Source organism: Saccharopolyspora elongata, from assembly GCF_004348985.1.
GTDB lineage: Bacteria > Actinomycetota > Actinomycetes > Mycobacteriales > Pseudonocardiaceae > Saccharopolyspora > Saccharopolyspora elongata.
Genome location: NZ_SMKW01000003.1, coordinates 154,751 through 177,067 on the forward strand (window position 1 = coordinate 154,751; position 22,317 = coordinate 177,067).

General features: G+C 72.5%; 19 protein-coding genes. 9 read left to right on the top strand and 10 right to left on the bottom strand.

Going from position 1 to position 22,317, the window contains the following annotated elements; genetic code table 11:
- Positions 1-26 precede the first annotated feature (26 nt).
- Complete coding sequence (locus E1288_RS03755; RefSeq protein WP_132480729.1) at positions 27-212, top strand: hypothetical protein; 186 nt, start codon at positions 27-29, stop codon at positions 210-212.
- 7 nt (positions 213-219) lie between these two features.
- On the opposite strand, the gene E1288_RS03760 is transcribed toward E1288_RS03755, so the two are convergent.
- The 3 genes from E1288_RS03760 to E1288_RS03770 all read right to left on the bottom strand — a co-directional run bounded on the left by E1288_RS03760 (position 220) and on the right by E1288_RS03770 (position 2,120).
- Complete coding sequence (locus E1288_RS03760) at positions 220-498, bottom strand: hypothetical protein (RefSeq protein WP_132480732.1); 279 nt, start codon at positions 496-498, stop codon at positions 220-222.
- Positions 495-908: a phage holin family protein gene (locus tag E1288_RS03765; protein WP_132480735.1), complete on the bottom strand. Its 414-nt coding sequence runs from the start codon at positions 906-908 to the stop codon at positions 495-497. The genes E1288_RS03760 and E1288_RS03765 overlap by 4 nt, the downstream gene beginning before the upstream one ends.
- A 72-nt stretch (positions 909-980) precedes the next feature.
- Positions 981-2,120 (bottom strand): AI-2E family transporter, encoded by a 1,140-nt coding sequence (locus tag E1288_RS03770; RefSeq protein ID WP_132480738.1) that lies wholly within the window; start codon positions 2,118-2,120, stop codon positions 981-983.
- A gap of 135 nt (positions 2,121-2,255) precedes the next feature.
- On the opposite strand from E1288_RS03770, the gene E1288_RS03775 reads away from it, so the two are divergent.
- Complete coding sequence (locus tag E1288_RS03775; protein WP_132480741.1) at positions 2,256-2,705, top strand: hypothetical protein; 450 nt, start codon at positions 2,256-2,258, stop codon at positions 2,703-2,705.
- Between the two features lie 106 nt (positions 2,706-2,811).
- Here E1288_RS03775 and E1288_RS03780 read toward each other — a convergent pair whose 3' ends face one another.
- A complete protein-coding gene (locus E1288_RS03780) occupies positions 2,812-3,162 on the bottom strand; it encodes a DoxX family protein (RefSeq protein ID WP_132480744.1) in 351 nt (116 codons plus the stop codon).
- An 80-nt stretch (positions 3,163-3,242) separates the two neighbouring features.
- A complete protein-coding gene (locus E1288_RS03785; protein WP_132480747.1) occupies positions 3,243-4,706 on the bottom strand; it encodes a xylulokinase in 1,464 nt (487 codons plus the stop codon).
- Positions 4,707-4,875: 169 nt separating this feature from the next.
- Here E1288_RS03785 and E1288_RS03790 point away from each other — a divergent pair, with 169 nt between their 5' ends.
- Positions 4,876-5,343 carry a DUF6194 family protein gene (locus tag E1288_RS03790; RefSeq protein WP_132480750.1) on the top strand — a complete coding sequence of 156 codons (468 nt, stop codon included), beginning with the start codon at positions 4,876-4,878 and terminating at the stop codon, positions 5,341-5,343.
- Between the two features lie 16 nt (positions 5,344-5,359).
- Here E1288_RS03790 and E1288_RS03795 read toward each other — a convergent pair whose 3' ends face one another.
- On the bottom strand, positions 5,360-6,328 hold the full coding sequence (locus E1288_RS03795; protein ID WP_235883316.1) for an NAD(+)/NADH kinase: 969 nt from the start codon (positions 6,326-6,328) through the stop codon (positions 5,360-5,362).
- Between the two features lie 260 nt (positions 6,329-6,588).
- Between E1288_RS03795 and E1288_RS03800 the strand changes: the two genes are divergently transcribed.
- Positions 6,589-7,680 (top strand): hypothetical protein, encoded by a 1,092-nt coding sequence (locus tag E1288_RS03800; protein ID WP_132480753.1) that lies wholly within the window; start codon positions 6,589-6,591, stop codon positions 7,678-7,680.
- A gap of 44 nt (positions 7,681-7,724) precedes the next feature.
- Positions 7,725-8,042, top strand: a complete 318-nt coding sequence (locus E1288_RS03805) for a DUF6191 domain-containing protein (RefSeq protein ID WP_132480756.1) — start codon at positions 7,725-7,727, stop codon at positions 8,040-8,042.
- 60 nt (positions 8,043-8,102) lie between these two features.
- Here the strand turns inward: E1288_RS03805 and E1288_RS03810 are convergent, their stop codons facing one another.
- The gene (locus tag E1288_RS03810) at positions 8,103-8,393 is read right to left on the bottom strand and encodes a hypothetical protein (RefSeq protein WP_132480759.1); all 291 of its coding nucleotides are present in this window, start codon (positions 8,391-8,393) and stop codon (positions 8,103-8,105) included.
- A gap of 46 nt (positions 8,394-8,439) precedes the next feature.
- Positions 8,440-9,426, bottom strand: a complete 987-nt coding sequence (locus tag E1288_RS03815) for a hypothetical protein (RefSeq protein WP_132480762.1) — start codon at positions 9,424-9,426, stop codon at positions 8,440-8,442.
- A 102-nt stretch (positions 9,427-9,528) separates the two neighbouring features.
- Between E1288_RS03815 and E1288_RS03820 the strand changes: the two genes are divergently transcribed.
- A complete protein-coding gene (locus E1288_RS03820; protein ID WP_132480765.1) occupies positions 9,529-11,505 on the top strand; it encodes a hypothetical protein in 1,977 nt (658 codons plus the stop codon).
- A gap of 250 nt (positions 11,506-11,755) precedes the next feature.
- On the opposite strand, the gene E1288_RS03825 is transcribed toward E1288_RS03820, so the two are convergent.
- Positions 11,756-13,492 (bottom strand): hypothetical protein, encoded by a 1,737-nt coding sequence (locus E1288_RS03825; RefSeq protein WP_132480768.1) that lies wholly within the window; start codon positions 13,490-13,492, stop codon positions 11,756-11,758.
- Positions 13,489-14,271, bottom strand: coding sequence for a hypothetical protein (locus E1288_RS03830; protein WP_132480771.1), 783 nt, complete (start codon positions 14,269-14,271; stop codon positions 13,489-13,491). Before E1288_RS03830 ends, E1288_RS03825 begins: the two co-directional genes overlap by 4 nt.
- A gap of 302 nt (positions 14,272-14,573) precedes the next feature.
- Between E1288_RS03830 and E1288_RS03835 the strand changes: the two genes are divergently transcribed.
- The 3 genes from E1288_RS03835 to E1288_RS03845 are packed head-to-tail and all read left to right on the top strand — an operon-like array spanning position 14,574 to position 22,307.
- The gene (locus tag E1288_RS03835; protein WP_132480774.1) at positions 14,574-17,342 is read left to right on the top strand and encodes an acyl carrier protein; all 2,769 of its coding nucleotides are present in this window, start codon (positions 14,574-14,576) and stop codon (positions 17,340-17,342) included.
- Entirely contained in the window at positions 17,339-20,059 is a 2,721-nt protein-coding gene (locus E1288_RS03840) for a CHAT domain-containing protein (protein ID WP_165967975.1), read from the top strand. Before E1288_RS03835 ends, E1288_RS03840 begins: the two co-directional genes overlap by 4 nt.
- Positions 20,052-22,307, top strand: coding sequence for a vWA domain-containing protein (locus tag E1288_RS03845; protein ID WP_165967976.1), 2,256 nt, complete (start codon positions 20,052-20,054; stop codon positions 22,305-22,307). The genes E1288_RS03840 and E1288_RS03845 overlap by 8 nt, the downstream gene beginning before the upstream one ends.
- Positions 22,308-22,317: the final 10 nt, after the last annotated feature.

A 22,317-nucleotide genomic window follows, 5' to 3' on the forward strand; every position in this document is an offset into this window, starting at 1 on the left:
CTTGAGCCGCAACCACCATTCTCGGGGTGAGGATTGTGCCCAGTCACGCCACGTCCGGCAACGACGTCGTGCTTCACCGGCCGGTCGAAGGCCGCCGCGCCTGCCCGGTGCCGAGCGACCGGATCGCGATCCGCGGCCCGTGGGGGACCCGGCGTCCGCGGCGCCAGCTCGGCACGACCGGCCTCGTCTCCGCCGACGTCGTCCGGATCTGACCCGGCACTACCGCCCCGGCCTGCGGAGCATCCTGGTCATCGCGTAGGCGAGCACGCCCCCGGCGACGAGTGCGATCGCCAGCAAGGGCTTCGCGGGTCCGCGCATCAGTCGAGCCGCGCGCTCGCCCGCGCATGCGAGGGCATCGCTCAGGGCCCGTTTCGACCGGCCGCGGATGTCCGCGCGGCGCATGAGCTCGTCGAGCGTGTTGCCCAGTTCGTGGAGGGTCAGGTCGTGCTCGGCCCGGAGCCCGGCGCGCTCCTGCTCCTCCTCACGACGTCTGGTCATCGCTTGAGCGCCTCGCCCAGATCGCGGTAGTCCTGCTTGATCGACTCCAGGGATTCCGGCAGCGCGCCCGAAGAGCGCTTCAGCCGCGATCGCCCCACCAGCGCCGCGACACCTGCGAGTGCCAGCAGCGCGACCGCCACGATGAGGGCGGCGAGCCAGGCCGGGAGCACGATGTCCAGCGCGAGCACCACGGTCGCGATGAGCATGGCGCCGCCGAGCAGTCCCAGCACGCCTCCGGCGCTGATCAGCGCCGCCCCCATGCCTGCCTGTTTGCCCTTGCTGCGCAACTCGATCTGCGCCAGCCGCACTTCGGTGCGGACCAGGCGCGCGAGCTGCTCGCCGACGTCGCGGACGAGCCGCGCGGTGGATCGTTGCGACAGGTCCGGCGCGTGCACGGGTTCGGTATGCATCGTTCGGCGTCCCTCCACACAACTTCGGGCGTGCACCGGCAGTACCCGTTCCGCGCGGTGGTCATTCCTGCGTCACGGCTGGTGGTGGCCGTTGCCGCCGTGTTCCGGGGGCGTCCGCGCCTGTTCGTGAAGGGCGCGGATGACGGTGTTCGCCGTGGCGACCAGCGGCACCGCCAGGACCGCGCCGCCGACGCCGGCGAGGGTGAAACCGGCGGTCACGCTGAGCACGACGGCCAGCGGGTGCAGCCGCACGGCGTGCCCGAGCAGCAGCGGCTGCAGCACGTGCCCTTCCAGCTGCATCACGCAGACGACCACGGCGAGCAGGATCAGCGCCGTGATCACGCCGTTGGCGGCCAGCGCGACCAGCACCGCCAGGCTGCCGGTGACGACCCCGCCGATGTAGGGCACGAAGGCGCCGAGGAAGACCAGCACTGCGAGCACGAACGGCAGCGGCACGCCCAGCGCGGTGGCGCCGATGCCGATCATGGCGGCATCCATGAACGCCACCGCCGCGGTCGCGCGGATGTAGGCGACCAGTGTGGTGAACCCGTCCTCGCCCGCGGTGCGCACCCGGAACCGGATCGCGCGCGGCATCGTGACCCGCACCAGGAACCGCCAGATCGAGTCGCCGTCGCGGAGGAAGAAGAACAGGGTGAACAGGCCGAGCAGCACGCCGGCGAGGAACCGCAGCAGGGTGCCGGTGGTCGCCAGCGCGGTTGTCGGCAGGCCGCCCCGGTCGATTCGCAGGGCCTCCGAAAGCTGTTGGAAGACCTGGTCGAGCTCCTGCTGGCTCAGGCTCAGCGGCCCCCGGATCAGCCAGATGTGGATCTGCTCGAAGCTGGCCACGAGCTGGTCGCTCAGCCCGGCCAGCCCCGCGACCAGCGTGTTGATCACCACGGCCAGCACGGCGCCGAGCGCGGCGAGCCCGCCGACGAGCACCACGGTGGTCGCGAGCGTGCGGTTCAGTCCTCTGCGGACCAGCCAGCGCACCGCCGGCGACATCAGCGCGGCCAGCAGTGCCGCCACCGCCACCGACATGACTTCGCCGTAGAGCAGGCTGAAGATCTGCCACAGCACCCAGGCGACGGCGACCAGCACCAGCAGCCGCCACCCCACGGCGGCGGCGATGCGCAGGCTGCGCGGAACCTTTCCCGCGACATCGCCCCGCCCCGAACCGTCCACCTCCCGTGGTTGGCCCGCGGTGCTGATCATCAAACGTGCCGGTGATCTTCACCGGCAGAGGAGGGAATGCGTCCGCTTTCGGCCTGCGTGGCCGGTGCCGCGTTCGTACGGTCGGACCGGGTGTGCGCACCCGATCCGCGAACGCCGTTACCCGAGGAGCAAGAGATGGCGCCCAAGCTTCCGAACCTGGAGGAAGCTCTGCGAACGAGCGTGGGGGAGACGGTGGAGGCGGGGAGCATCACGCTCACCGAGCTCGTCGGCCAGCTCCGCGTGGAACCGGACCCGGCGAAGCTCCGGACCGGCGAGGAAGTTCCGCTGTTCAACATCCGGTTCCCCGAACACGAAAGCGGCCTCGGTCCCGGGGAGGCGACCAAGGCGCTCTTCGGCGCGCTCGCTTCCCTCTCGCCGGAGGAGCAGCACAGGAGGCTCGCGACGCTCTGCAACAGCATCATCGCGTCCGTGGCCACGTCCGTCCGCCCTTCCACCGGCGCCGATCGCGAGGACGAGGGCGCGCCGTGCGGCGGGAGCACCGGCCACGGCGAGGCGTTCAAGCTGCTCTCCGCGATCTACCAGGCGCTCACCTTCGAGGACGCGGACGCACTGCGACGGGCCTGAGCCGCCCGGTGATCCGGTTGCGCGGCAACGCTTTTCCGGTGCCGGGGCCGCGCAACTCCACGCCGGCGCGGATCGGTGGTCGATCCGCGCCGGCCCCCGGGCGTGGTCAGGCGACGATGCTGAAGACCAGGACCGCGCCGCAGGCGACGAGCATGCCGGTGCAGTTGAGGAACAGGTTCCGGCCGAAGTCCTTCGCGCGGACGTGCGAGGTGAACGCGATCAGGAAGTACAGCACCAGGGCCGCGCAGGTCAGGATCGCCAGCGGGCGGAACCAGATGCCGATGACCAGCCCCGCGGTGGCCGCGACCTTCAGCGTCGGGAGCAGCCACCAGAACCGCTCGGGGAAGCCGACGTCGACGAGGCACTGGCGGACGAAGGCGACGGGCTTGATGCACAGGAGTGCATCGCCGAACTGGACGACGGCCAGCACGGCCAGCGGCCACCACGGTTCGATCATGTTCGCTCCCTGTTCGATCGGGGACGGGCGCTTTCGCCGATAGGACGTGGGAGCGCCCCGAGTTGTGACAGGCTCGTTCCTCAGGCGTTCGCGGCTCGCCATTCCGCGAGGTGGCCGTGGAGATCGCGCAGGGCCGCGTGCGAGCCGCGGTAGGCCTCGTACAGGGGAGCCAGGCGGCCGGCGCCGGGTGCGGGATCGAAGACGCGGTCCACCGCGACGGTTTCGGCGGCCGCGGTCTCGATGTCCGGGTAGATGCCCGCGCCGACGGCGCCGAGCAGGGCCGCGCCGAGCACGGCGCTGTCGTGCACCCGCAGCCGCTCGACGGGGCGCTGGAAGACGTCCGCGTGGATCTGCGTCCACAGGTCGCTTCGCGCGCCGCCGCCGGAGAAGGTCAGGGACGACAGCGGGTTTCCGCAGGCCCGCTCCACCGCGTCGAGCACGTGCCGGCCGGACATCGCCACGCCCTGCAGGACCGCGAGGGACATGTCGGCCGTCGACGTCGCCGAGCTCAGCCCGAAGAAGCTGCCGCGCACGTCGGAATCCCACAGCGGGGCGCGTTCGCCCATCAGGTGCGGCGTGAAGACCACTCCCGGGGTTCCGGTCGCCGCGGCGGCGAGCACCTCCTCGATGCTCAGGCCCGCGACCTCGCCCCACCAGCGCAGCGCGTCGCCCGCGGCCTGCGTCGGCCCCGCGTGCACGAAAAGCCCGTTCCGCGGCGGGAACGTGACGACTTCCCCGACCGGCACCGACTCGTGCGACGCGCCCGCGACCACCAGCGACGTCCCGCACAGCACCATGCCGCGCCCGGCCTCGGTCGTGCGGCTGCCGAAGACGGCGCTGAACGCGTCCATCGTGGCGACCGCGACCTCGGCCGCGCCCAGCGCGGGATGGGTCGCGCGACCGACCGGGGCCTCGGGTTCGAGGATCTCCGGCAGCTTCTCGGCGAGCCCGTCGACGACCCCCACGGCTTCGGGGAGGTACCCGGCGGAGCCGGCCACGCGGACCCCGGAGAGCTGGTCGGTCGCCAGCCGGCCGGTGAGCTTCGCGATCACGAAGTCCTTGGGGCTGAGCACCCACCGGGTGCGGGCCCACTTCGCCGGTTCGGCGCGCGCGAACCACTCCGCGCGGGCCCCGACGAACGACGCGTCGAGCACGATCGGCCCGCCCCAGATCCGGGTCTTCTCCGCCGGGGTGAACCGCGCGTCGAGCTCGCGGGCGATTTCGGCGCAGCGCTGGTCCTGCCAGATGATCGCCGGCGCCAGCGGGCGCAGCTGTTCGTCGGCGAAGACGTGGGTGTTCACCTGGCTGACGACGCCGACGGAGCGCACCGCGCCCGCCGGGAGCCCGGCGAGGACGGCGTGGATGCCGGCCTCGCACCCGCGCCACCAGTCGAGCGGGTCCTGCTCGGCCCAGCCCGGCCGCGGCCGGGCGATCGGGTAGCCCGCGGTGTGCGCGGCGACCGGCGTCCCGTCCAGGCCGAAGGCGGCGACCTTGACGGCCGTCGTCCCGACGTCGATCCCCAGCATCACTTCCGGTGCGTGCATGAGCAACAACTACCACCGGCCCCGCGCGGCCCGGTCCGGCACCCGCGGGTCATGAATTGCGATTTGAAGGTTCTCCGGCATCGAGCTCTGGGTTTCCTGGAAAAGTCTCAAAAGCATCTTCAATGAGAAACTTGAAGGACCGAGACCGGTGAGAACGAGGAGGTTGCCGGTGGACGCCACCGACGCGAAGCGATACATCGAGGAGACCTTCGACGGGGTCCGAGCCGTCGAGCACGCCGGGGACGCGTTCTTCGTCCACGACCCGGACGGCGATCTCCCCGACGACCGCTGGCTGCCGTTCGCGACGATCGTGACCGGCGACCACTACGAGGCGGTCTCCGACCTCGACCACCCGGGCGCGTACCGGATCAACATCGGCCTGACCAAGGACACCTACACGAAGAGGTTCGGCCCGGCGCCCACGACTCGCGACGAAAGCGGCGTGCTCGTCACGGAGTTCGACTACGCGGCGCGAGACCAGGTCATGCCGCACCCGCACTACGCCTCCCAGTACTGGGTGTGCGTGGTGAACCCGGGGCCGGACACCGCCGACGAGGTGCGGCGGTTGCTCGACGAGGCGCACCGCTTCGCGGCCCGCAAGCACGCCAACCAGAAGGCCCGGAAGGCCAGGTCCTGACCGGTGCCTGCGCGGCTCAGGTGGTTTCGGCCGCCGAGCCGGTGAGGTGGAGCTTGCGCTGCACGCGCTGGTAGTACGTGGTGCGGCCGAGCCGCACCACCCGGGCGGCGGCGGGTTCGACGGTGATGTCCAGGACCGTGCCCGCCGACCGGTGCGCGACCAGCTGCCCGTCCACCTCCACGCCCAGCTCGCTGCTGGTGGGCAGGACGCGCAGCGCGAGCTCCTCCCGGTGCGACAGGAAGAGCGCGCGGTTGAAGACCGAGTGCGGCGCCACCGGCGTGACCAGCAGGCCTTCGACGCCGGGGGAGATGATCGGGCCACCGGCGGAGAAGCTGTAGGCGGTCGAGCCGGTGGGCGTGGCGACGACGACGGCGTCCGCGGCGTAGCTGACGAAGGGGTGCCTCTCCACCTGCACCTCGACCAGGGCCATGCCGTGGCCGGGCACCCGCACCAGCGCGATGTCGTTGAACGCGACCACCTCGCGGTCGGCGGTGCTGATCCGCAGCCCGGAGCGGGTCTCGACGGTGAACCGGTCCTCGTCGATGGCGCACAGCGCCTCGTCCAGCTCGGGCACGTCGATCTCGGCGAGGAAGCCGAGCCGCCCGAGGTTCACGCCGAGCACCGGGATCCGGTGTTCGCAGCCGAGGCGGAGTGCCCGGAGCATGGTGCCGTCGCCGCCGAGGCTGACGAGGAGATTCGAGCGCCGGGCCAGCTGCGCGGGCGGCAGGGCGGTGATCGGCCGGTCGTAGCCGGCGACTTCCGCCGGGGTGCCGAGCACCTCGATGTCCCTGGCGCGCGCCCAGGTCGCGATCGTCCCGATCACGTCGGGGCGGTGCCGCGCGGGGTGCAGCACCAGGCCGACCGCCTCGATCAGTCCCATGGCCAGCCGCCTTTCGGTCCGGGCTAGTCGTCCACTGTAGATGATGAAGTGGATCAGTCCACTGTGGTGCGTCGCCCGCTCGTGGGGTGTCGATGTGCCCGTCACCGGACCGGATGGTTTGCGGCCGATTCCCCCGGCGGCGCCCGACACCCGGAGCGGCGCGATGCGATCATCGAATCGTTCCACCACAACGATTCGCCGGAAGCCGGTCGCCCGCAAGCGGTGCCGGACCGGACGTTCCCGCCGACCTTCGAGGCACTCCCGGTTGTGAACCGGGCACCGTGCCACAGCCGCAACGGCCCAATCGTCGCCGATCACCATTCCCGAGCCGGCCGCTCGCCGCGCAGAACGCACGGAGGTCCCAGATGACTTCGCGACTCGATCCCGCACCGCAGGCCCGCGCCGCCGCTGGCCTGCGAACCGCCCCGCCGCGCTTCGTGCACCTGGTGGGTTCGCTGCCGAACGGCCTCGATCCCGACCCGCGGACGCGGATGCGGTGGGTGCTCGACCACTCCGCCGGTGCCCGGCTGAGCGCGGTGCCGTGCGACGCCGATCCGCGCTGGATCGTCCGCTTCCTGATGTCGCGGGCGCAGGTGCCCGCGTTCGAGGTGGTCCGGTCGGGAGAGTGCGCGAGCTACGCGGACATGCCGCTCTACCGGGTGCGGCGGGGGCACCGGCTGACGGTCGAGGACGTCGAGCTGGGCCGCCTGGCGGAGGTCTCCCCGGCGGTCGCGTCCCGGCGGGAGCTGGACACCGGTCCAGGGTCGCTGCCGCCGGTGCAGGTCAGCGTGCCATCGCCGCTGGACCTCGCGCTGTTCACGTTCGGCGCCCCGGCGCGGGTGCTGCGGTACTTCCCGCTCTTCGAGCGGATGATCTCCGCCGAGGTGGCCGCCGTCGCGCAACGCCACGGGACGGACGAAGTGGCGCTGCAGCTGGAATCCCCGGCGGTCCTCTACTCCCTGCACCGCGCGCCGGAACGGGTGCGGCCGGTGCTCGCGCACCTGCTGGCGTTCCAGCTCGCGCGCGTGATCGTTTCGGCGCCGAGCAGCGCGCGGTGGACGTTGCACCTCTGCCACGGCGATCTCGGGCACGTGTCGCTGTTCGGCCCCGAGGACCTCGGGCCGGCGGTCCTGGTGATCAACGCGCTGGCCGCGCGCCTGCGCGTCTTCGGCCGCCGGATGCCGGCCGTCCACATCCCGATGGCCCACGGCGACCAGCCGCCGCTGGCGGACACCGCCGCCTACGCCCCGCTCCGCGGGCTCGTTCGCGGCATCGAGGTGATCGCCGGTTGCGTGGACGAGCGGCAACCCGAGTTGTCCGCGAAAGCGCTGTCGCTGGCGGAGGCCGCGCTCGGTCAGCGCGTCGCGGGGGTCGCGGCGGCCTGCGGGCACGGCCGGCGCACCCCCGCCGAGGCCGTGGCGAACCTCGAACTGGCGGCGCATCTCGCGGGCAGCTGATCGACCGGCGGGAACACGGGCCGTTGCCGGATCGTTCGTGTTGCGTGGACTCGGTGGAGGCAGCGCTGTTGTGGACCATCCCGGGCAGCGTGCTGCTGGTCGTCGCGGTCGGGGCGTACGAGCTGCTGCAGAAGCGGCGCCGGAAGCGCTCCGGCACCCCGCTGGCAGGCGCTTACGTCGACGAGGTCACGGCCTTCCTCTACGGGACGAAGCGGATGGAGCTGGACCACCGGGACTCGATGTCGATGATGCGCGACGACGAAGCCCAGGGCGCGCCGCCGAGCCAGGACGTCGACCTGGACCGCGGGATCGTGATCCTGCGGCGCGACGTTCCGGGCGCCGGCCCGGGCGAGCAAGCGTAGCCCGCCGGGCCGTCCCGGCCTCGGAGTGCGAATCGTGTTGCCGGACAAGGGTTCTGCGGGTCATTCGGGCAGATCGTCGCGGCCGCGCCCGATGCGCAGGTGCAGGACGCGACGCGCCGCCGGTCCGGCGCGGTGCCGGCTGCGGCCCGCCCCGTAGGCGAGCAGCCCCACTGCCGCGGCGAATGCCAGCACCAGCAGCACCTGCACCAGCATCGGCGTGTTCGCCGCCGCGCCGATCGCCGCGGAGATCGTGCCGATGTTCCCGGTGAACGTCAGGACGACCACCGCCCTCCGCCCCTGAACGGTCCTTCCGCCCTCCCGCCGGGAGAGCCGCGGCAGACCTCGGTGCATCTTCGCCCCTTTCGCCGTTCGAATGCTTCGGGAAGGGGGCGAAGCGTCAGCGCAGCGCGGACAATTCCTTGGCTGCTAAGGCGAAGCGGTTGCAGTCGGAGCACAGCTCGATGGCGCACCGCTGCGGCAGCAGGCCCTGCGAGACCAGGTCGTCGAGCCCGGCGCGCAGCGCCGCGTCGGGGGTGACGGGCTGGCGGCGGAGGGCGGCGACCAGGACCGCGACGACCTGGGCGTCGAAGTCCGCGGCGTCGGCACTGGCCGGCTCGGGCGGCTGGTGGGTTCCGTCGCCGCACTCCGGGGCGGCGGTGACGAGCGGCTTGTCGGTGCGTCGCGGTCTGCGGCCCATCGGGCGCTCGATGTAGCGCTCCCACCAGGTCACCTTGTCCGGCTCGGCTGCGGTGCCCGCGTTGACCCGGGTCCCGGAGCGGCAGTGCCGCTCGACGAGGGTCATGCCGGCCGCGACCCGCGCGCGGTAGTGCTCCGCCGCGCCGCCGAACTCGGCCGCGCATCGGGTGGCGAGCCTGCGGTGCAGGGCGTCCTCGCTGTCCAGCGGCGCCATCACGCCCGCCTCGTCGGCCAGGTATTCCAGCAGGGCGCGGTGGAACTCGTCGGGCAGGCCGAGCGCCAGCGCCGACGTGCGGATCCGGTCGACCCGGGCCTGCGCGCCGACCTCGGTCCGGCGCCGCCGGATCCAGTCGTGCACGGCCTTCTTGCGCACGTGCACGCGCGCGGCACCCAGCGGGTTCCCGAGCAGGCCCGCCCGGTCGGACAGGTGCCGGTCGCATTCCACGAGCATGTCGACGAGGAGGTCGCGGCAGGCGCAGTCGCCGTCCAGCAGGATCGTGCCGATCAGCTCCCGGTCCGGGGCGGAAGCGCTGATCCGCAGGTCGCAGCGGGTGTCGGGCCGGGCGCGGTGGATCGCCGCGCGGCTCGTGCGCGTCTCGTGCCAGATCACCTGCAGCAGCTCGGGCATGCCGACCGCCTGCTGCGACCGGCCGCCGCCGGGGCGAAGGTCTGGAAGCACTGTCGTCATGTCTCGTAATTTTACGAGAACATAAAAAGTCTCGTAACGGGTTTTTTCGATTAAAATGGGGCGACATACGATGCGGATGTCGCGTGAGTCGAGGAGGGGTGAATGGGCCTGCTGCCCGCCGAGGTGCCGGATATCCCGGAGGCGAGGTCCGAGATCGTCCCGGCGAGACTCGCGCGCAAGCTCGCGCCGCTGTTCGGCGTGCCGTGGGAGAACGGCCCGTTCGGCCCCCGGACCTGGGTCTCCGACTACAACAAGATCACGTTGTCGGAGATCGCGCGCGGAGCCCCGCTGCGGGCCCGCAGCCGCGCGGCCGCGGCCTCGGCGGCAGAACCCGGTTCGTGGGCCATCGTCGACCGCGTCGCCGTGACCGGCCCGGGCGGGTCGCTGCCGAACGAGATCCCGAACGCCACGCTGAACCGCTTCGGGCCCGACACGAAGGCGGCGGTCGTGCTCACCGCGACGAACCGGCTGCTGGACCCGGTCGTCCGCGCGGTCGAGTCCGGGATGGGACTGCTCGTCGCCGCCGACGGATCGGAGCTGCCGGCCCGATCGCGCCTCGCCGCGTGGGCCGCGCTGGTCCTCGAAGCCTTCCGGACGCAACCGGCCCTGGTCGCCGCGGCGATCCGGGCCCGCACCATCCAGCGCGAGCTGCTCGTCGACTGGTTCCTGCCGCTCGCCGGCGGTTCCGCCGAGCTGCCGCTCACCCGCTGCGAGGTCGGCGGGCCGCACGTCGACGGCGGCGCGGGCACCTCGTCGCGGCCCCGCGACCTCGAACTGGCCGACCGCACCGCGCGGCTGCTCGGTGCGGACGTGCCCGGCGAGGTGGTGGACCGGCTGTTGCGCGAGCTCATGGCCATCGGAACGCGGCGCAGTTCCAGCCACCTTTGGCTGAGCGAACGCTGTCCCGGCCAGCTCGTCGTGGAGGCGCTCGTGCCGCCCACCGAGCAGGTCGACCGCTACGTGGAACAGGTCGGACACCTGCTCGCCCCGGGCAGCGGGCCGGGAGTGCTGCCGCGCATCCCCGCGACGGCCGAGCTGGCCGGGCTCCCGGTGCTCGCGCGGCGGGCGGTGCTGATCGGGCTGCTCACCGTGCTGCGGCGGGTGCAGTTCGACGCCGAGGAGCGGGAGCGGACCAGGGCGGCGATCGTGCCGCTGCTCGCGGAGGTGGCGGCGCTCGCGACCGAGTGCCTGGGGGCCGGCGATCCGCTGGCGGTCCTCGCGCGCTGCCGCGCGGCCGACATGACCGTGCACACGATGCGCCACGACCGGCGCAACGAACTGGGCGGCGCGGTCGAGGAGTTGATGGCTCAGGTCGAGCGGTGCATCGAGCTCGCCGAGGAAGGCGTCGTGGATCGTGGCGCCGCGGCCGAGGCGATCTCGTCGGCCAACGTCGAGATCAACGTCGTGCGGCGGACCAACGCCGCCGACCCCGACGCGAAGCTGCCGGCGCCCGCGGAACTCGACGACTGGCTGCGCCGCACCTGGACCGCCTACCGGCGCATCCTGCAGATCACCCGCGACTGGTCCGGCGACCCGGACTCCCGGCTGGCCGTCGGGCACCACCTGCACAACTACGCGTCCTACCTGGCGTCCCACCCCGACGACGAGAGCGATCTGCTCGCGGCCGTCGAGCTGTTCGCCGACACCGTCATCCCCGCCCGCGAGCTGTACTGGAAGCGGACGCAGAGCTTCCTGCCGCTGCGGCAGTCGCTGCAGGTCGCGACCCGGGCGACGACGACCCTGAGCAGGCGCGCCGCCGAAGCCGGGCAGCACGAGAAGGCCGCCGGTTGGGCCGAGCGCGGGTACGGCTGGATCCGCCAGGCGCTCGACGACCGGGAGACCGCCGATCTGCTGGCCCGCGCGACCGAACCCGCGGCGCACTTCTGCCTGCTCGCCGTGCCCGCGCTGCTCGCGGCCGTCGAGACCGGGGTGGCGGAGGCGGGCGAAGCAGAGCGGGCCGGGCGGTTGCTCGCGGTGGCCGAGGGCTGGGTGCGGCGGGTCACCGGCGGCGACGTGGCCAGCTACAGCCACTACGAGCTGTTGGCCGACCTCCGACACAGGATCGACGCCATCGGCTGAATTCAGAGGCTGTTTCCAGGCTCGTTCTGCGTGGCGGTGCGGGTGGCGGAACCTCAGACGCCGCCTGGACTCCGGGATCCCCGACTTATGTATGACCAATACGCGGCATCGGGGCTGTCCTCGCCAGACGACGTCTGAGAACCCGCGGCGGTGCGAGTTGCGTAGGTGGGCTAAGCGCCTTCGGCGCTTCAAAAACAAAGAACACAACCACTTCCAGGCAGGATCTGAAAGCCGTTGTCCGGCAGGGCGATTACCGGAGCAGCAGCTCGGCCCAGGGGCCTTGGTAGCGCTCCAGCTGCCGCCGTGCCGCGTCCGGCGCGATGTCCGCAGCTGCGCCAAGCGAGCGGTAGTTCTCCACCAGGCCGGTCTCGCCCCACGGCCGGTGCGGGCAGATCTCGTCCGCCGCAACGGGTTCTCTGGGCGAGCCATTCCGGCCGGTGCCCGGGCAGCACGGTTCGTTCTGGGGCCGCGTGGATCGCTCCACGAACTGCATCGGGGCCCGTGTCCCGTGCCCGACGATGATCGCGGCCTTGGCACGGGCCTTGGCGGTGCTCTCCTCCTTGTCGCCCGGGGTCAGCTCCGCCACCAGCTTGCCGGTGAGCGCTTTGACGACGCGCGGCCGATCCGACCACAGTGGAGGGAAGGCGGCCAGCGCGAACCGGTGGACGCCGGGCAGGGTGCAGCCGTCGACGGCGGACGGGTCGGCGGCTGCGGCCAGTTCTGCCGTCAGGTCCTTGAACTGGGCCGGGGAGATCCCCTGCGGCCAGGGCGGTCTTGCGGTCGCGAGCTCGTCGGGTTCCTCCTGCGCCATGCGGGTGAGCCGGTCGGTCGCGACTCGCAGCCTGCGCACGAGCACCGGCAGGCTCCCGGTCTTCGGGTATTCGTCGTGCTTGCTGCGCAGCCACGCCAGCAGCGGGTCCCGGGCGGCCGGTTCCGCGCCCGCGAACAGGTTCGCGATGAACCACGCGGCCAGCTGCTCGACGTCGGAGAGCCGGTCGCCGTGATCCCGCCCGCCGGGCGACGGCCGCTGGTCGAGGTCGTCGACCGGCACCTGGTCGGAGTTCTCGTCGAGGCGGAGCCGGTGGTTCAGCACGCGGTGCACGGCGCCGACGCGCTTGACCGCCGCGCGGCCGCCGGGTCCGGCGCTGCCGAGGTGCACCGCGAACTGGTCGATCGCCACCATCGCATCGGCTTCGTCGGGCCCGCGTCGCGTCGCGGAACCCGCGGGCCGCGTCATCGCCCTGTTCAGGATGCTCGCCAGCTCGGGCACCGCTTTCGCCAACTCGCCGAGCGGGTCGGCGCCGAGCAGGCCCCGGCGCGCCGCGATGGCGACCCGGTAGGCGGCGAGGAGGATCAGGAAGTCGGCGTTCCCGTTGACCGGGAGCGTGTTTCCCGCGCTCGGGGTCGGTAGCCCCGCCGCCCGGTATTCGGCCTTGAGCCGGGCCCCGTGCTCCAGCACGTCGAGGACGACGCCCACCGCGTCGGTGTCGGGAACCTCCTGCTGCCCGGGGGTTTCCACGAGCGCCTCGACGATCGCCGGCACGACCACGTTGAGCAGCAGCTCCGGTTCGCCGACCGGGCGGACGTCGGCCATCAGCCGCCGGACGCGCACGGTGCGGGCCAGCAGCGCGATGGTGCGGTCGTCGTCGGAGTCGGCCCGGCCCACCCGGACCAGGATGTCGTAGGGCAGAGCGGGAAACCTGCGGTAGCGGCGGAACTTCGCCACCGCGTTGCCGGTGCTGCCGTGCACGCCGGAATGCCAGCGGCCCCACGTCAGGCACGACGCGACGAGCACGCCGCACTCGTCCGAGTTGACCGGAGCAGGGGTTTTCGCCAGCTTCCCGGCCACTTTCCAGGCCCGGTCGACGGCCGCGTTGAGCAGCGCCGACTGCGAACCGAACTTGTCGGCCAGGGTGTGCAGGTCGCTCGCGTAGATCGTGCTGAGCACCTCGATGGCGGCCGCCACCAGCTCGTCGCGGGAAATCATGCCGACCTCCGGCTCTCGGAGCGGAACCGCACGCCCACCGGATCGCCGGGCACGACGAGCCGGGCGCGCAGGACGCCGGACGGGTCCGGCTCGAACGTCTGCCACTGCTGCGAGCCGTCGTCCAGGCTCGCCTGGAGCACGGCGTTCGTCCCGCCGCCGGCGGGACGAACGCCCAGGTCGATTTCGACCGCACCCCCAGCGCGCGGTCGAATCTCCCACGTGACCTCGGGATCCACGCCGACGGCGGCGGCGAGCTCGTCGGGCAACCGCCAGGTCGACTGGACCGGCTCGCGTTCGCCGCCGGTTCTCCCGGATCTGAACTGCAGTTCCGGGCCGCGCAGGGCGTCGGCCCAGCCCGCCAGGTCGAGCCGCGTCCACAGCTCGCCCGCCCAGGCGCCCAACGTGCCCCGGGGCGCCGGGATCGCCGAGCTCAGCGCCGCCGCCCGGTACGGCGCCCAGGACTCGGCGAGGCCGTCCACCTCGCCGAGGTCGAGTTCGAGCCAGCCGCCGCGACCGCCCGTGGCGACCGCGTCGGCGACCGCCGCCGACACGCGCGGCCCCAGCAATTCCGCCACGTCGTCCGGAATTCCGTCGTCCCGCAACGCGACCGAGACGAACGTCGGCGGCCCTTCCGGGTCGGAGGTCGCGAACCCGGCGACGAGTCCGCTGCGCAATTCCACCTCCGAGGTGGGCTCGGTGGTCAGCAGCGTCACGGCGACCGTGCCGCGCTCCGGGACGTGGTCGATCCGCAGGTGACCGTCCCAGGTGACGACGCTCATGAGCTTCCTCCGTGCTCGCTGTGTGTCCGCCGCGCCGCGACGGCTCGCCATCCGGTTGTCCGGCCCGGGAGGCCGAACCCGGCCGCCCCGCGGACCGTGCCGGACCGGACCGGGAAGGAGAGACGCCATGCGTGGTGGCTCTGACGACAACCCCTGACGGACGACCGGAACGGGCGGCGCTTCGACCGCGGCGGCCGCGCCCCCGAACGGCGCCCATCTTGCGACGCGACGCCGGGGACCCCTCCCCGTCCGTCAGTGCACGATCACAGGCCGTTGCGGACCGCGGATCACGGAAGGCAGCCATGACCGAACCGACCCGCCGACGGTGGCGCACCGCCGCCACCGGGTGGCTGATGGTGCTCACGCTGCTGGTGACCGACGCCTGCTCCTCGGCGGGATCGGGAGGTACGACCGAGGAGGGCGTCCACCTCGTCTCGTACTCGAAGTCCGCGCCCTGGCTGGCCGGGCTCGATCCGGCCGAGGCCGATGAACAGATCCGCGATTGGGTCAGGCTCGCGCTGGCGTCGTCGCTGGGCATGGACCAGGACCGCATCGTCGATGCCATGCACGACACGACGCCGCTGCGGGATCCGTTGTTCGACGGGCTCGTCGAGCAGCCCGTGGGCCCGGGCCGCTCGCTGTTCGACGGCCGGACGCTGCACCTGCTCGCCCCGGCGGACGATCCGCACGCGGCCCGAACCCTGGGCCGCCTCCTCGACCAGCACCGCGTCGACGCGGGTTCCGATCCGGTCGACGTGCAGGTGCACGAGTACCGGATTCGCACGGAGAACCAGAAGGTCGAGCTGCGCGCCCAGGCCAAGATCCCCACCGGGGAGTTCCGCGCGGCCAACGGATACCGCGAGGCGCCGGTCGACCAGCGGGCGGGCTTGGAGGACTTCCTGGCCGACACCAACCACCTCTCGCGGCTGGAGGTGCGGGGCGGCCAGGTCTGGGCGGCCGGGTGGGACTGGCCGGACCTGCCAGATGGCGCTGTCAGCCTGGAGGACGTATCCGTGCTCCAGCGCGCCTATCGACCGGAGAACGGAGCGGGGCCGGGATTCTCCTTGGATCCCAAGGGGATTTCGGGCGTCGACGAGATCCATGCCGCGATTCCCGAGCTGGCGACCGAGCTGGTCGGTCAGGTCGCCGGTGGGAACCTGGATCCTGAGCTCGCCCGGCTTGCCGAAGAGCACCTGTTCGGCGGCGGTCCGTCCGCCGATGAGTTGCGCGCGCGGGGCCTGCCCGCGGACCGGACCCAGCTTTGGGCGCTGTACAAGGTGCTGCGCGGGATCCCGGCCGTCAACGAGGCCCGCTACGACGGGGGAATCGCCGGCACCGAGGTGGGCATGACGGCCTTCTACTCCGACCTGGTGATGAAGGACTGGGTGGCCGGCGTGGGCACCGGGGTGCCCTCCGGGGCGGTTCCCGGGTTCGTGCCGAACCCGGAAGTGCCTACCCCGCCCGGGCTTTGCCCGCCGGCGGGGGAGCGTTCGCCGCCGCGGGAATCCGCCCGGTTGTGGCTGGGGCAGGCCGACGGCGCGTTCGGCTACCGGACGGAGGCCGTCGACGTCGGCGCGCAGGCGACCCGGCTGTTCGTGCGGTCGAACGGGCCGGACGGGCGGGAGGTCGAACCCACCTACCGCATGGGTCGCGCGTCGGCCTGGTGGGATCGGCACTACGCGGACGTCGCCGACTACGAGCCCGAGTTCTGGCGACTCGAAGAACTGATGCGCTGGTCCGGGGCGCTCGACTGGCTTTCCCAGCGCGGGAACGACCTGCCGGGGATGCCGGACAACGAGATCCGCTCCGACCTGCGGTTCGCGGACTGGCACGAGCAGAACGGCGACCTGCGCGAGCGCGCCCGACCCGCCTCCGTGTCGCTGCCCGGCCGGCCGGAGTCGGTGCTGACCGTTCCGTCGGCCGCGTTCACCGACTGCGGATTGTCCAATGTGTACGGTGGGGTCTCGCTCGGCGGAGCCCTGAAGCGGCGTGGGATGCCTGCCGACAACCCGCTGCCGCCCGGGTTGCGGCGGGCCGAGCCGATCGACCCGGCCGCCACCAACGTCGACCCGGCCACCGGAACCGCCCGGATCAGGCAGCTCGGCGACGAAGGGTCGCCGGAGGGGCTGACGCGGATCGTCCGGCGCGGTCCGGACGGTGCGTCGGTGGCGACCGAAGGCCCGCCCCGCCGGGAGATCCCGTTCGGCGAGGCGCGGTTGCGGGGCGAGGACGGCCCGCGCAGCTTCGAGGTCGGGTACCGGTCCAACGAGCACGGCACGTCCACCGGCGTCGAGGTGCAGGGGCAGCCGTTCGGCACGGCGGCCGTGCTGCACCCGGAGGCCGGCCGGGTGCGGCAGACCGACGTCGTCGTGAGCCCAGGTCTGCTCGGCCGGTTCCGGGAGCTGGTCGAGCGCGATCGCCAGGACCCGGAACACGGGCTGCGGAACGCGCCCGATTTCCTCTACAGCTACCCCGAGCCGGGCGGGACCGGGTACCGCTTCGGCGAGGGCTGGGTCACCAAGACCACCGAGCCGCCGCCGTCGGGTTTCGTCGTGGAGTTGCCCGGCCACTCCTACCTCGGCGTCGACCGGCCCGCGCAGCTTTCCGGCGTCGACCTGCCGCGGCTGGCGGCCGTGCCGGATTCGTTCATCATGACGTACGGCGAGCTGCAGCGGCAGGTGCCCGACACCGCGACCGTCTACGTCGCGACCGACCGGCCGACGCACCAGATCCGGGCGATCGAGCCCGATGATCTGGTGAGCGTTCAGATCGCGCAGCCGATCGCGGTGCCCTTCGCGCAGGCGGACGCCGCCGTGCGAGCGGGCTTGGTTCCGTTCCCCGAGGATGAGCGGGCCTGGTCGTTGCTCGGCATGGGCTCCGTCAGCGCTCCGCCCGACCCCGACCAGGACATCGTGTTCGGCCTGCCGCCCGGTGCCGGCGGTGCCTGGGGATCCGGGCCGTTCGGTCGGTCCCCGGTTTTCATCAGGCCCGCTTTCCAGGTCGTGTTCGTCACGCAGTGCCGGCCGGACGACGGGATTCCGCCGAAGATTCCGGAGGAATGCGCCTCATGACCGGACCGCGGAAGTTCGTAGTGGACCACGGCACGCCGTTGGCCCGGGAGACCGAAGCGGCGCGGAAGGCGTTCGCAAGGCGCGATGCGCGGGCGATGGATCTGGCGTACCGGGAGGCGGTCCGGCTCGCCGCCGAGGAATCGGCGGAGTTGACGACCACGCTCGCCATGCAGCACGTGAGCCGGCTGCGCATCCTCGGCGACGGCACGACCGCGTTGGAGCGCTGCGAGGAATACCTGGGCCGCGATTGGGAAAACCTCCAACTTCGGTTGCTGTGCGCCGAGACGCGACTGGTGCTGGGCGACGACTCGTGGATCGGCGCCGAGGTCGACGAGATCGCGCGGATCGCTGCCAAGCAGCCGATGCGGGGCGCGGGCGAAGCCCAGCTGCACCGACTTCGGGGCCTTGCCGCCGCGCAGCGACAGGACACCGGCAGAGCGCTGGGCCACCTCGGTGAGGCTCGCGCGGCGTTCGCGGAACTGGGCGACGAAGCAGCCGTGGCCGCAGTGGAGCTCGACATCAGCGCGGTCGAACTGCAACGCGGCGCAGTTTCGGAACCCGTGCGCGGCGACGACGATTCGCCGCAGGCCAGGTTGGTTCGCTCGGAAGCGCTGCGAATAGGCGGGTGGTACGAGAAGGCGCTCGCGGAACTGGATCCGGCGCTCGACGCGCTGCCGGATCCGGCGCTGCGGTTTCCCTTTCTCTTCGCCGAGATCCGACTGCTGCGCCTGCTGCACGCTCCCGTGGACGCCGAGCTGATGAAGGATCTCTACGAGGCGGCGAAGCAATCCGCGCAGCCGGAGGAGAACCGGCGCGCCGCGCAACGGCTCGATCCGGACGCCGACAGCTACAGCGTGATCGGAATGGGCGGACATCTGCTGCAAGCCGCCCGGGCTTATGCCGAAACCGCCTGGCGGCTCGCCGAAACCGGCGAAGCCGAACGGCGCGTCGAGGCGAAGCAGCGGCTCGACGAGGCGGAGCAGTTGCTGCTCACCGAGCAGGCGCCGCCCGAGCCCGCCGGGTGGCACGTCGCCGAATGGCACCTCGCCGCGGGCGAAATCGCATTCGCGACCGCCAAGCTCGACCACGATCCGGCCACCGCCGCGCAGGCGGTCCGCCACTTCCAGGAGAGCGCCGAGACGCAGGATGCGCCGGTGGTCGACCGGATCAGCGCGCTGCGGCGCACGGGCGACGCCCACGACCTGCTCCGCGAGCTGGACGCCGCCCACCGGGAGGAGCACCTGGCGGGGTCGGCGGCAGCCTGGGCCGAGGCGCACGGGCTGGAGGAAGGGCTGGCGGCGAAGCAGGAGGACGACGAGAACCGGATCCGGATGCTGCTGGCGAACCCGACGGAGTTCGACAAGCGGGTCGAGGCGGCGGACCGCGCGATCGAGCGCGGCGAGGAGTACGCGGTGGCCGCGGCGGTCATCGCGATGGAGGCCGCCAGGGGTTCGGCGATCCTGCCCCGGATCCTGCCCGGCGAGGAGCCTCCGGTGCGCGACCTGCCCGGCACCGGCGACTTGGCCGGGGCGTGGCGCTGGATCCGCCGGGCGGTGCGCGGGCTTCCTCGCAAGCAGCTGATCTGGATGCTGCACGCCACCCCGGACGGGGTCCACCACGCGTTCATCTGGCGCAGCGGGCCGTTCGGGTTGCACGTGCGGCACACGTTGGTCTCGGGAGAACCCGGCAGGACCAAGATCGGCCTCGCGAACGCGATCGACGAGCTGAAGGACTGCTGGCGCTACGGCGTCCGGCTCGAGGGGCGGCTGCGCACGCCCGGGAAGGCCGCGCGGTCGATCTTCGACGAGAAGTTGAACGCCGTCGAGGGGCTGCTCGGGATCGGCCGGCTCGGAAAGTTGCCCGAGCACATTGAGCGGATCGCGGTGGTCGCCGGTGGTGATCTCGCGGAGGTCCCGTTCGCGCTGCTGCCCTGCCCCGGGGAGCCGGAGAAGCTGCTCGGCGGCGAGTACGCGCTGTCCGACCTTCCGTGCCTGTCCATCAGGCGGCCGCTGCGTCGGCGTGCTCGCGGCCAGCGCGGCACGCGAGGCCGTCAGATGCTTTTGGTGCAACCGAATGCGGCAGACCCCGACACCGTCGATGAGCAGGCGCTCGAACCGGCCGAGGAGGTGCCCGGCCGCAAGGTGCTGGACCGGGCCGCGGCGACCCCGGCGGCCCTGCGCGAGGCGCTGGCCTCCGGCGGGTACCGCCAGGTCCGCATCGACGGTCACGGCCTGTTCCAGCCGGATTCCGCCCGGGATTCGATCCTCCTCCTGGCGCCCGAGGGCGAATCCGGCGAGCTGAGCGCCCGCGAGTTCCAGGCCATGAACCTGGTTGGCACCGGCACGCTGATGCTGGGCGCGTGCGAGTCCGGGATGGCCGAGCGCATCGGGCGCGACGAGCGCACCGGATTCGTCCGCGCCGCGTTCCTGGCCGGAGCGTCCTCCGTGGTGGCCGCGCGATGGGACGCGCTCGACGATGTGGCAGCCCGGGTGCTGAACAGCTTCGAGAAGAACCTCCGCCGCCACCCGCGCGACATAGCGCTTTTTCGTGCACTGCAAGAGGAACACGAAAAGCACCACGCGGGCCCTAGCGGGCATCCGGCGCGCTGGGCGGTTTGGACGCTCTACGGAGATGTCGGCCCGCAGAAGGTTTGGCACGAGCCGCTTTCCCGCTGGTGGGACGCGGTCCTTCGACACCTCGGGAGAAAGGATGCGTGAATTGCGATCGGCAACCGGGCGGTGGATCGCCGGGGCAGCGGCGCTGCTGGCCGGCGCGATGCCGCTGACCGCGATGCCGCCCGCGTCGGCGCAGGACGCGCCGCCCGCGCTGAAGCCGGTGCAGATCGTGCTGCTGGTCGACCAGTCCGGGAGCCTGACCGAGCAGGACGTCGCGGCCGAGCGCGACGCCGCGCGGGTGATCGTCCAGGGCGAGCCCGCCCGGGACTCCACCGTGTCGGTGTTCGGCTTCGGCAGCGCGAACGAGATCGGCCGGTCGGCGGTCGACCCGATCTGCGCGCCGACGAAGACGGATTCGCCGCAGAACCGGCAGTCCCTCGCCGAATGCGTCGGCGGGATCCACCGGCGCACCCCGGCCGAGGGCAACGGCACCGACCACGTCGAGGCCCTGCGCCAGGCGCTGAGCAGCCTCAGCGCGCCGGGTGGGGAAGACCAGCCCAAGATCGTTTACCTGTTGACCGATGGTGTGCTGGACGTGACCGACAGCCCCGGCTACGGCACCACCGACGACGAGCGCAACGCCGAGGCGCGGTTCCGGCTGCGCGGCGTGCTGGACTCGCTGAAGCAGGCCGGGGTCAGCGTGTGGCCGCTGGGGTTCGGCCAGGCCGACCCCGCACAGCTCGACCGGTTCGCCACCGGGGCCGCGGAGCACAGCTGCGGGCTGCGCACCGAGAAGCCGCACGCGACGGTGATCAAGGAATCCGCGGACCTGTGGGGCGCCATCGGGCGGGCGTCCAGCGCGGCCCGCTGCACGAGCGTCGGGGAGCCGGTCCCCGGGCAGCTGCCTTCCGGCGGGACCGTGGACCTGCCGGTGGAAGTCCCGGCGATCGCCAGCGAAGGCACCATCCTGGTGTTCAAGCGCGACCGGCGGGTCCGGGTCGACTACCTCGACCCGAACGGCGCGAAGGTCGAACTGGCGGCCACCGGGGACCCCGGCGGCTCCTACTTCGAGCTGAGCGGCCAGGACACCGAGGCCGAGGCGTTGCGGATCCGCTACCCGGTCCCGGGTCGCTGGACCGTGCGGCTGACCTCGCCGCCGGGCGTGCCGCCGCAGGAAGTCGGCGCCACGACGGTGTTCCAGGGCGCGGTCCGCGCGATGCCGTACTTCACGCCGCAGAACCCAGCCCCGGGGTCGACGGTGGAGTTCTTCATGCAGGTGCGCGGCGCCAGGACCGCGATCAAGGACCCGGCGCAGTTGACGGGCCTGACGTTGACCGCCGGACTCAGCGGCGACGGGTTCGCGCCGATCCCGCCGGTCGAACTGTCCGATGAGGACGGTGACGGCGAATACCGGGGCCGGATCGTCGTGCCCGCGACCGCGAAGGGGCGGCTCGACTTCGCCGCCGACATCACCGGGGTCGGCGTGAGCGGTGACCACCAGATCATGCCCACCCGGGTCTCGTCCGGATCGGGAGGAGTGCAGACCGTGCTGAACCTCGATGGCGCGGGCGGCGAAGTCGTCGCCGGAACCTCGCTGAACGGCAGCGTCGACGTCAACAACGCGACCGGTCGGCCCCGGACGCTCCGGTTCGAGGTGACCGACCTCAGCCAGGGCGCGCTGGTGCGGGCCTCGCCGGAGAAGCTGGTGGTGCCGCCGGCGGCGGGCTCGCAGCGGCTGGGCTTCACCCTCACCTTCGACCCGGCGACGGCGCTGGGCTCGAACCAGGGCCGCATCCGGCTGGTGGACGAGGCCACCGGCGAGGTGCTGCGCGAGCCGGTGTTCGAGCGCGAAGTGGTGGCACCGCCGACGCTAGTGGAAACCCTTTGGTGGCTTTGGATCCTGCTCCTCGCCGCGGTCGTCGCGGCGGTCGGGGCGACCCTGCTGCGGAGGCGGCGGCGCAACGCCGAGCGCGACGTCCGCGGCATCCGGGTCGAGCTGCGCCGCCACGGGCAGCCCACCGGCAACTCGGTCAAGGCGCACCAGCACGGGACGGAGTTCCGCTTCGGCGTCCACCGCGGCGAAAGCGCCGCCGACACCCGCATCACCGGCGGTTCCGGCGGGGATCGCTACCGGGTGCGGCGGGCCGCGGGCAGGCCGGTGCTGACCGGCCCGGCGGGGCAACCGCTCGGCCTCTCCCCGGGTGGCTCGCTCGAACTGGCCGACGGCGTGGAACTGGTCGTCCACGACCGGCCTGCCCGGCGCCGCAGGGCGAAACCTGCCCGGGGCAAGCCCGTCCACAGTGGAACTCCGGCGAGACCGAAGCGGTCCTACGACCCATACGACCTCTGAAGTGAGGACC

Excerpts from the sequence above, each read along its gene's own strand:
- E1288_RS03760 (WP_132480732.1), bottom strand. The coding sequence starts at position 498 with ATGACCAGACGTCGTGAGGAGGAGCAGGAGCGCGCCGGGCTCCGGGCC.
- E1288_RS03765 (WP_132480735.1), bottom strand. The coding sequence starts at position 908 with ATGCATACCGAACCCGTGCACGCGCCGGACCTGTCGCAACGATCCACC.
- E1288_RS03770 (WP_132480738.1), bottom strand. The coding sequence starts at position 2,120 with ATGATCAGCACCGCGGGCCAACCACGGGAGGTGGACGGTTCGGGGCGG.
- E1288_RS03775 (WP_132480741.1), top strand. The coding sequence starts at position 2,256 with ATGGCGCCCAAGCTTCCGAACCTGGAGGAAGCTCTGCGAACGAGCGTG.
- E1288_RS03780 (WP_132480744.1), bottom strand. The coding sequence starts at position 3,162 with ATGATCGAACCGTGGTGGCCGCTGGCCGTGCTGGCCGTCGTCCAGTTC.
- E1288_RS03785 (WP_132480747.1), bottom strand. The coding sequence starts at position 4,706 with ATGCACGCACCGGAAGTGATGCTGGGGATCGACGTCGGGACGACGGCC.
- E1288_RS03800 (WP_132480753.1), top strand. The coding sequence starts at position 6,589 with ATGACTTCGCGACTCGATCCCGCACCGCAGGCCCGCGCCGCCGCTGGC.
- E1288_RS03810 (WP_132480759.1), bottom strand. The coding sequence starts at position 8,393 with ATGCACCGAGGTCTGCCGCGGCTCTCCCGGCGGGAGGGCGGAAGGACC.
- E1288_RS03815 (WP_132480762.1), bottom strand. The coding sequence starts at position 9,426 with ATGACGACAGTGCTTCCAGACCTTCGCCCCGGCGGCGGCCGGTCGCAG.
- E1288_RS03820 (WP_132480765.1), top strand. The coding sequence starts at position 9,529 with ATGGGCCTGCTGCCCGCCGAGGTGCCGGATATCCCGGAGGCGAGGTCC.
- E1288_RS03825 (WP_132480768.1), bottom strand. The coding sequence starts at position 13,492 with ATGATTTCCCGCGACGAGCTGGTGGCGGCCGCCATCGAGGTGCTCAGC.
- E1288_RS03830 (WP_132480771.1), bottom strand. The coding sequence starts at position 14,271 with ATGAGCGTCGTCACCTGGGACGGTCACCTGCGGATCGACCACGTCCCG.
- E1288_RS03835 (WP_132480774.1), top strand. The coding sequence starts at position 14,574 with ATGACCGAACCGACCCGCCGACGGTGGCGCACCGCCGCCACCGGGTGG.
- E1288_RS03840 (WP_165967975.1), top strand. The coding sequence starts at position 17,339 with ATGACCGGACCGCGGAAGTTCGTAGTGGACCACGGCACGCCGTTGGCC.
- E1288_RS03845 (WP_165967976.1), top strand. The coding sequence starts at position 20,052 with ATGCGTGAATTGCGATCGGCAACCGGGCGGTGGATCGCCGGGGCAGCG.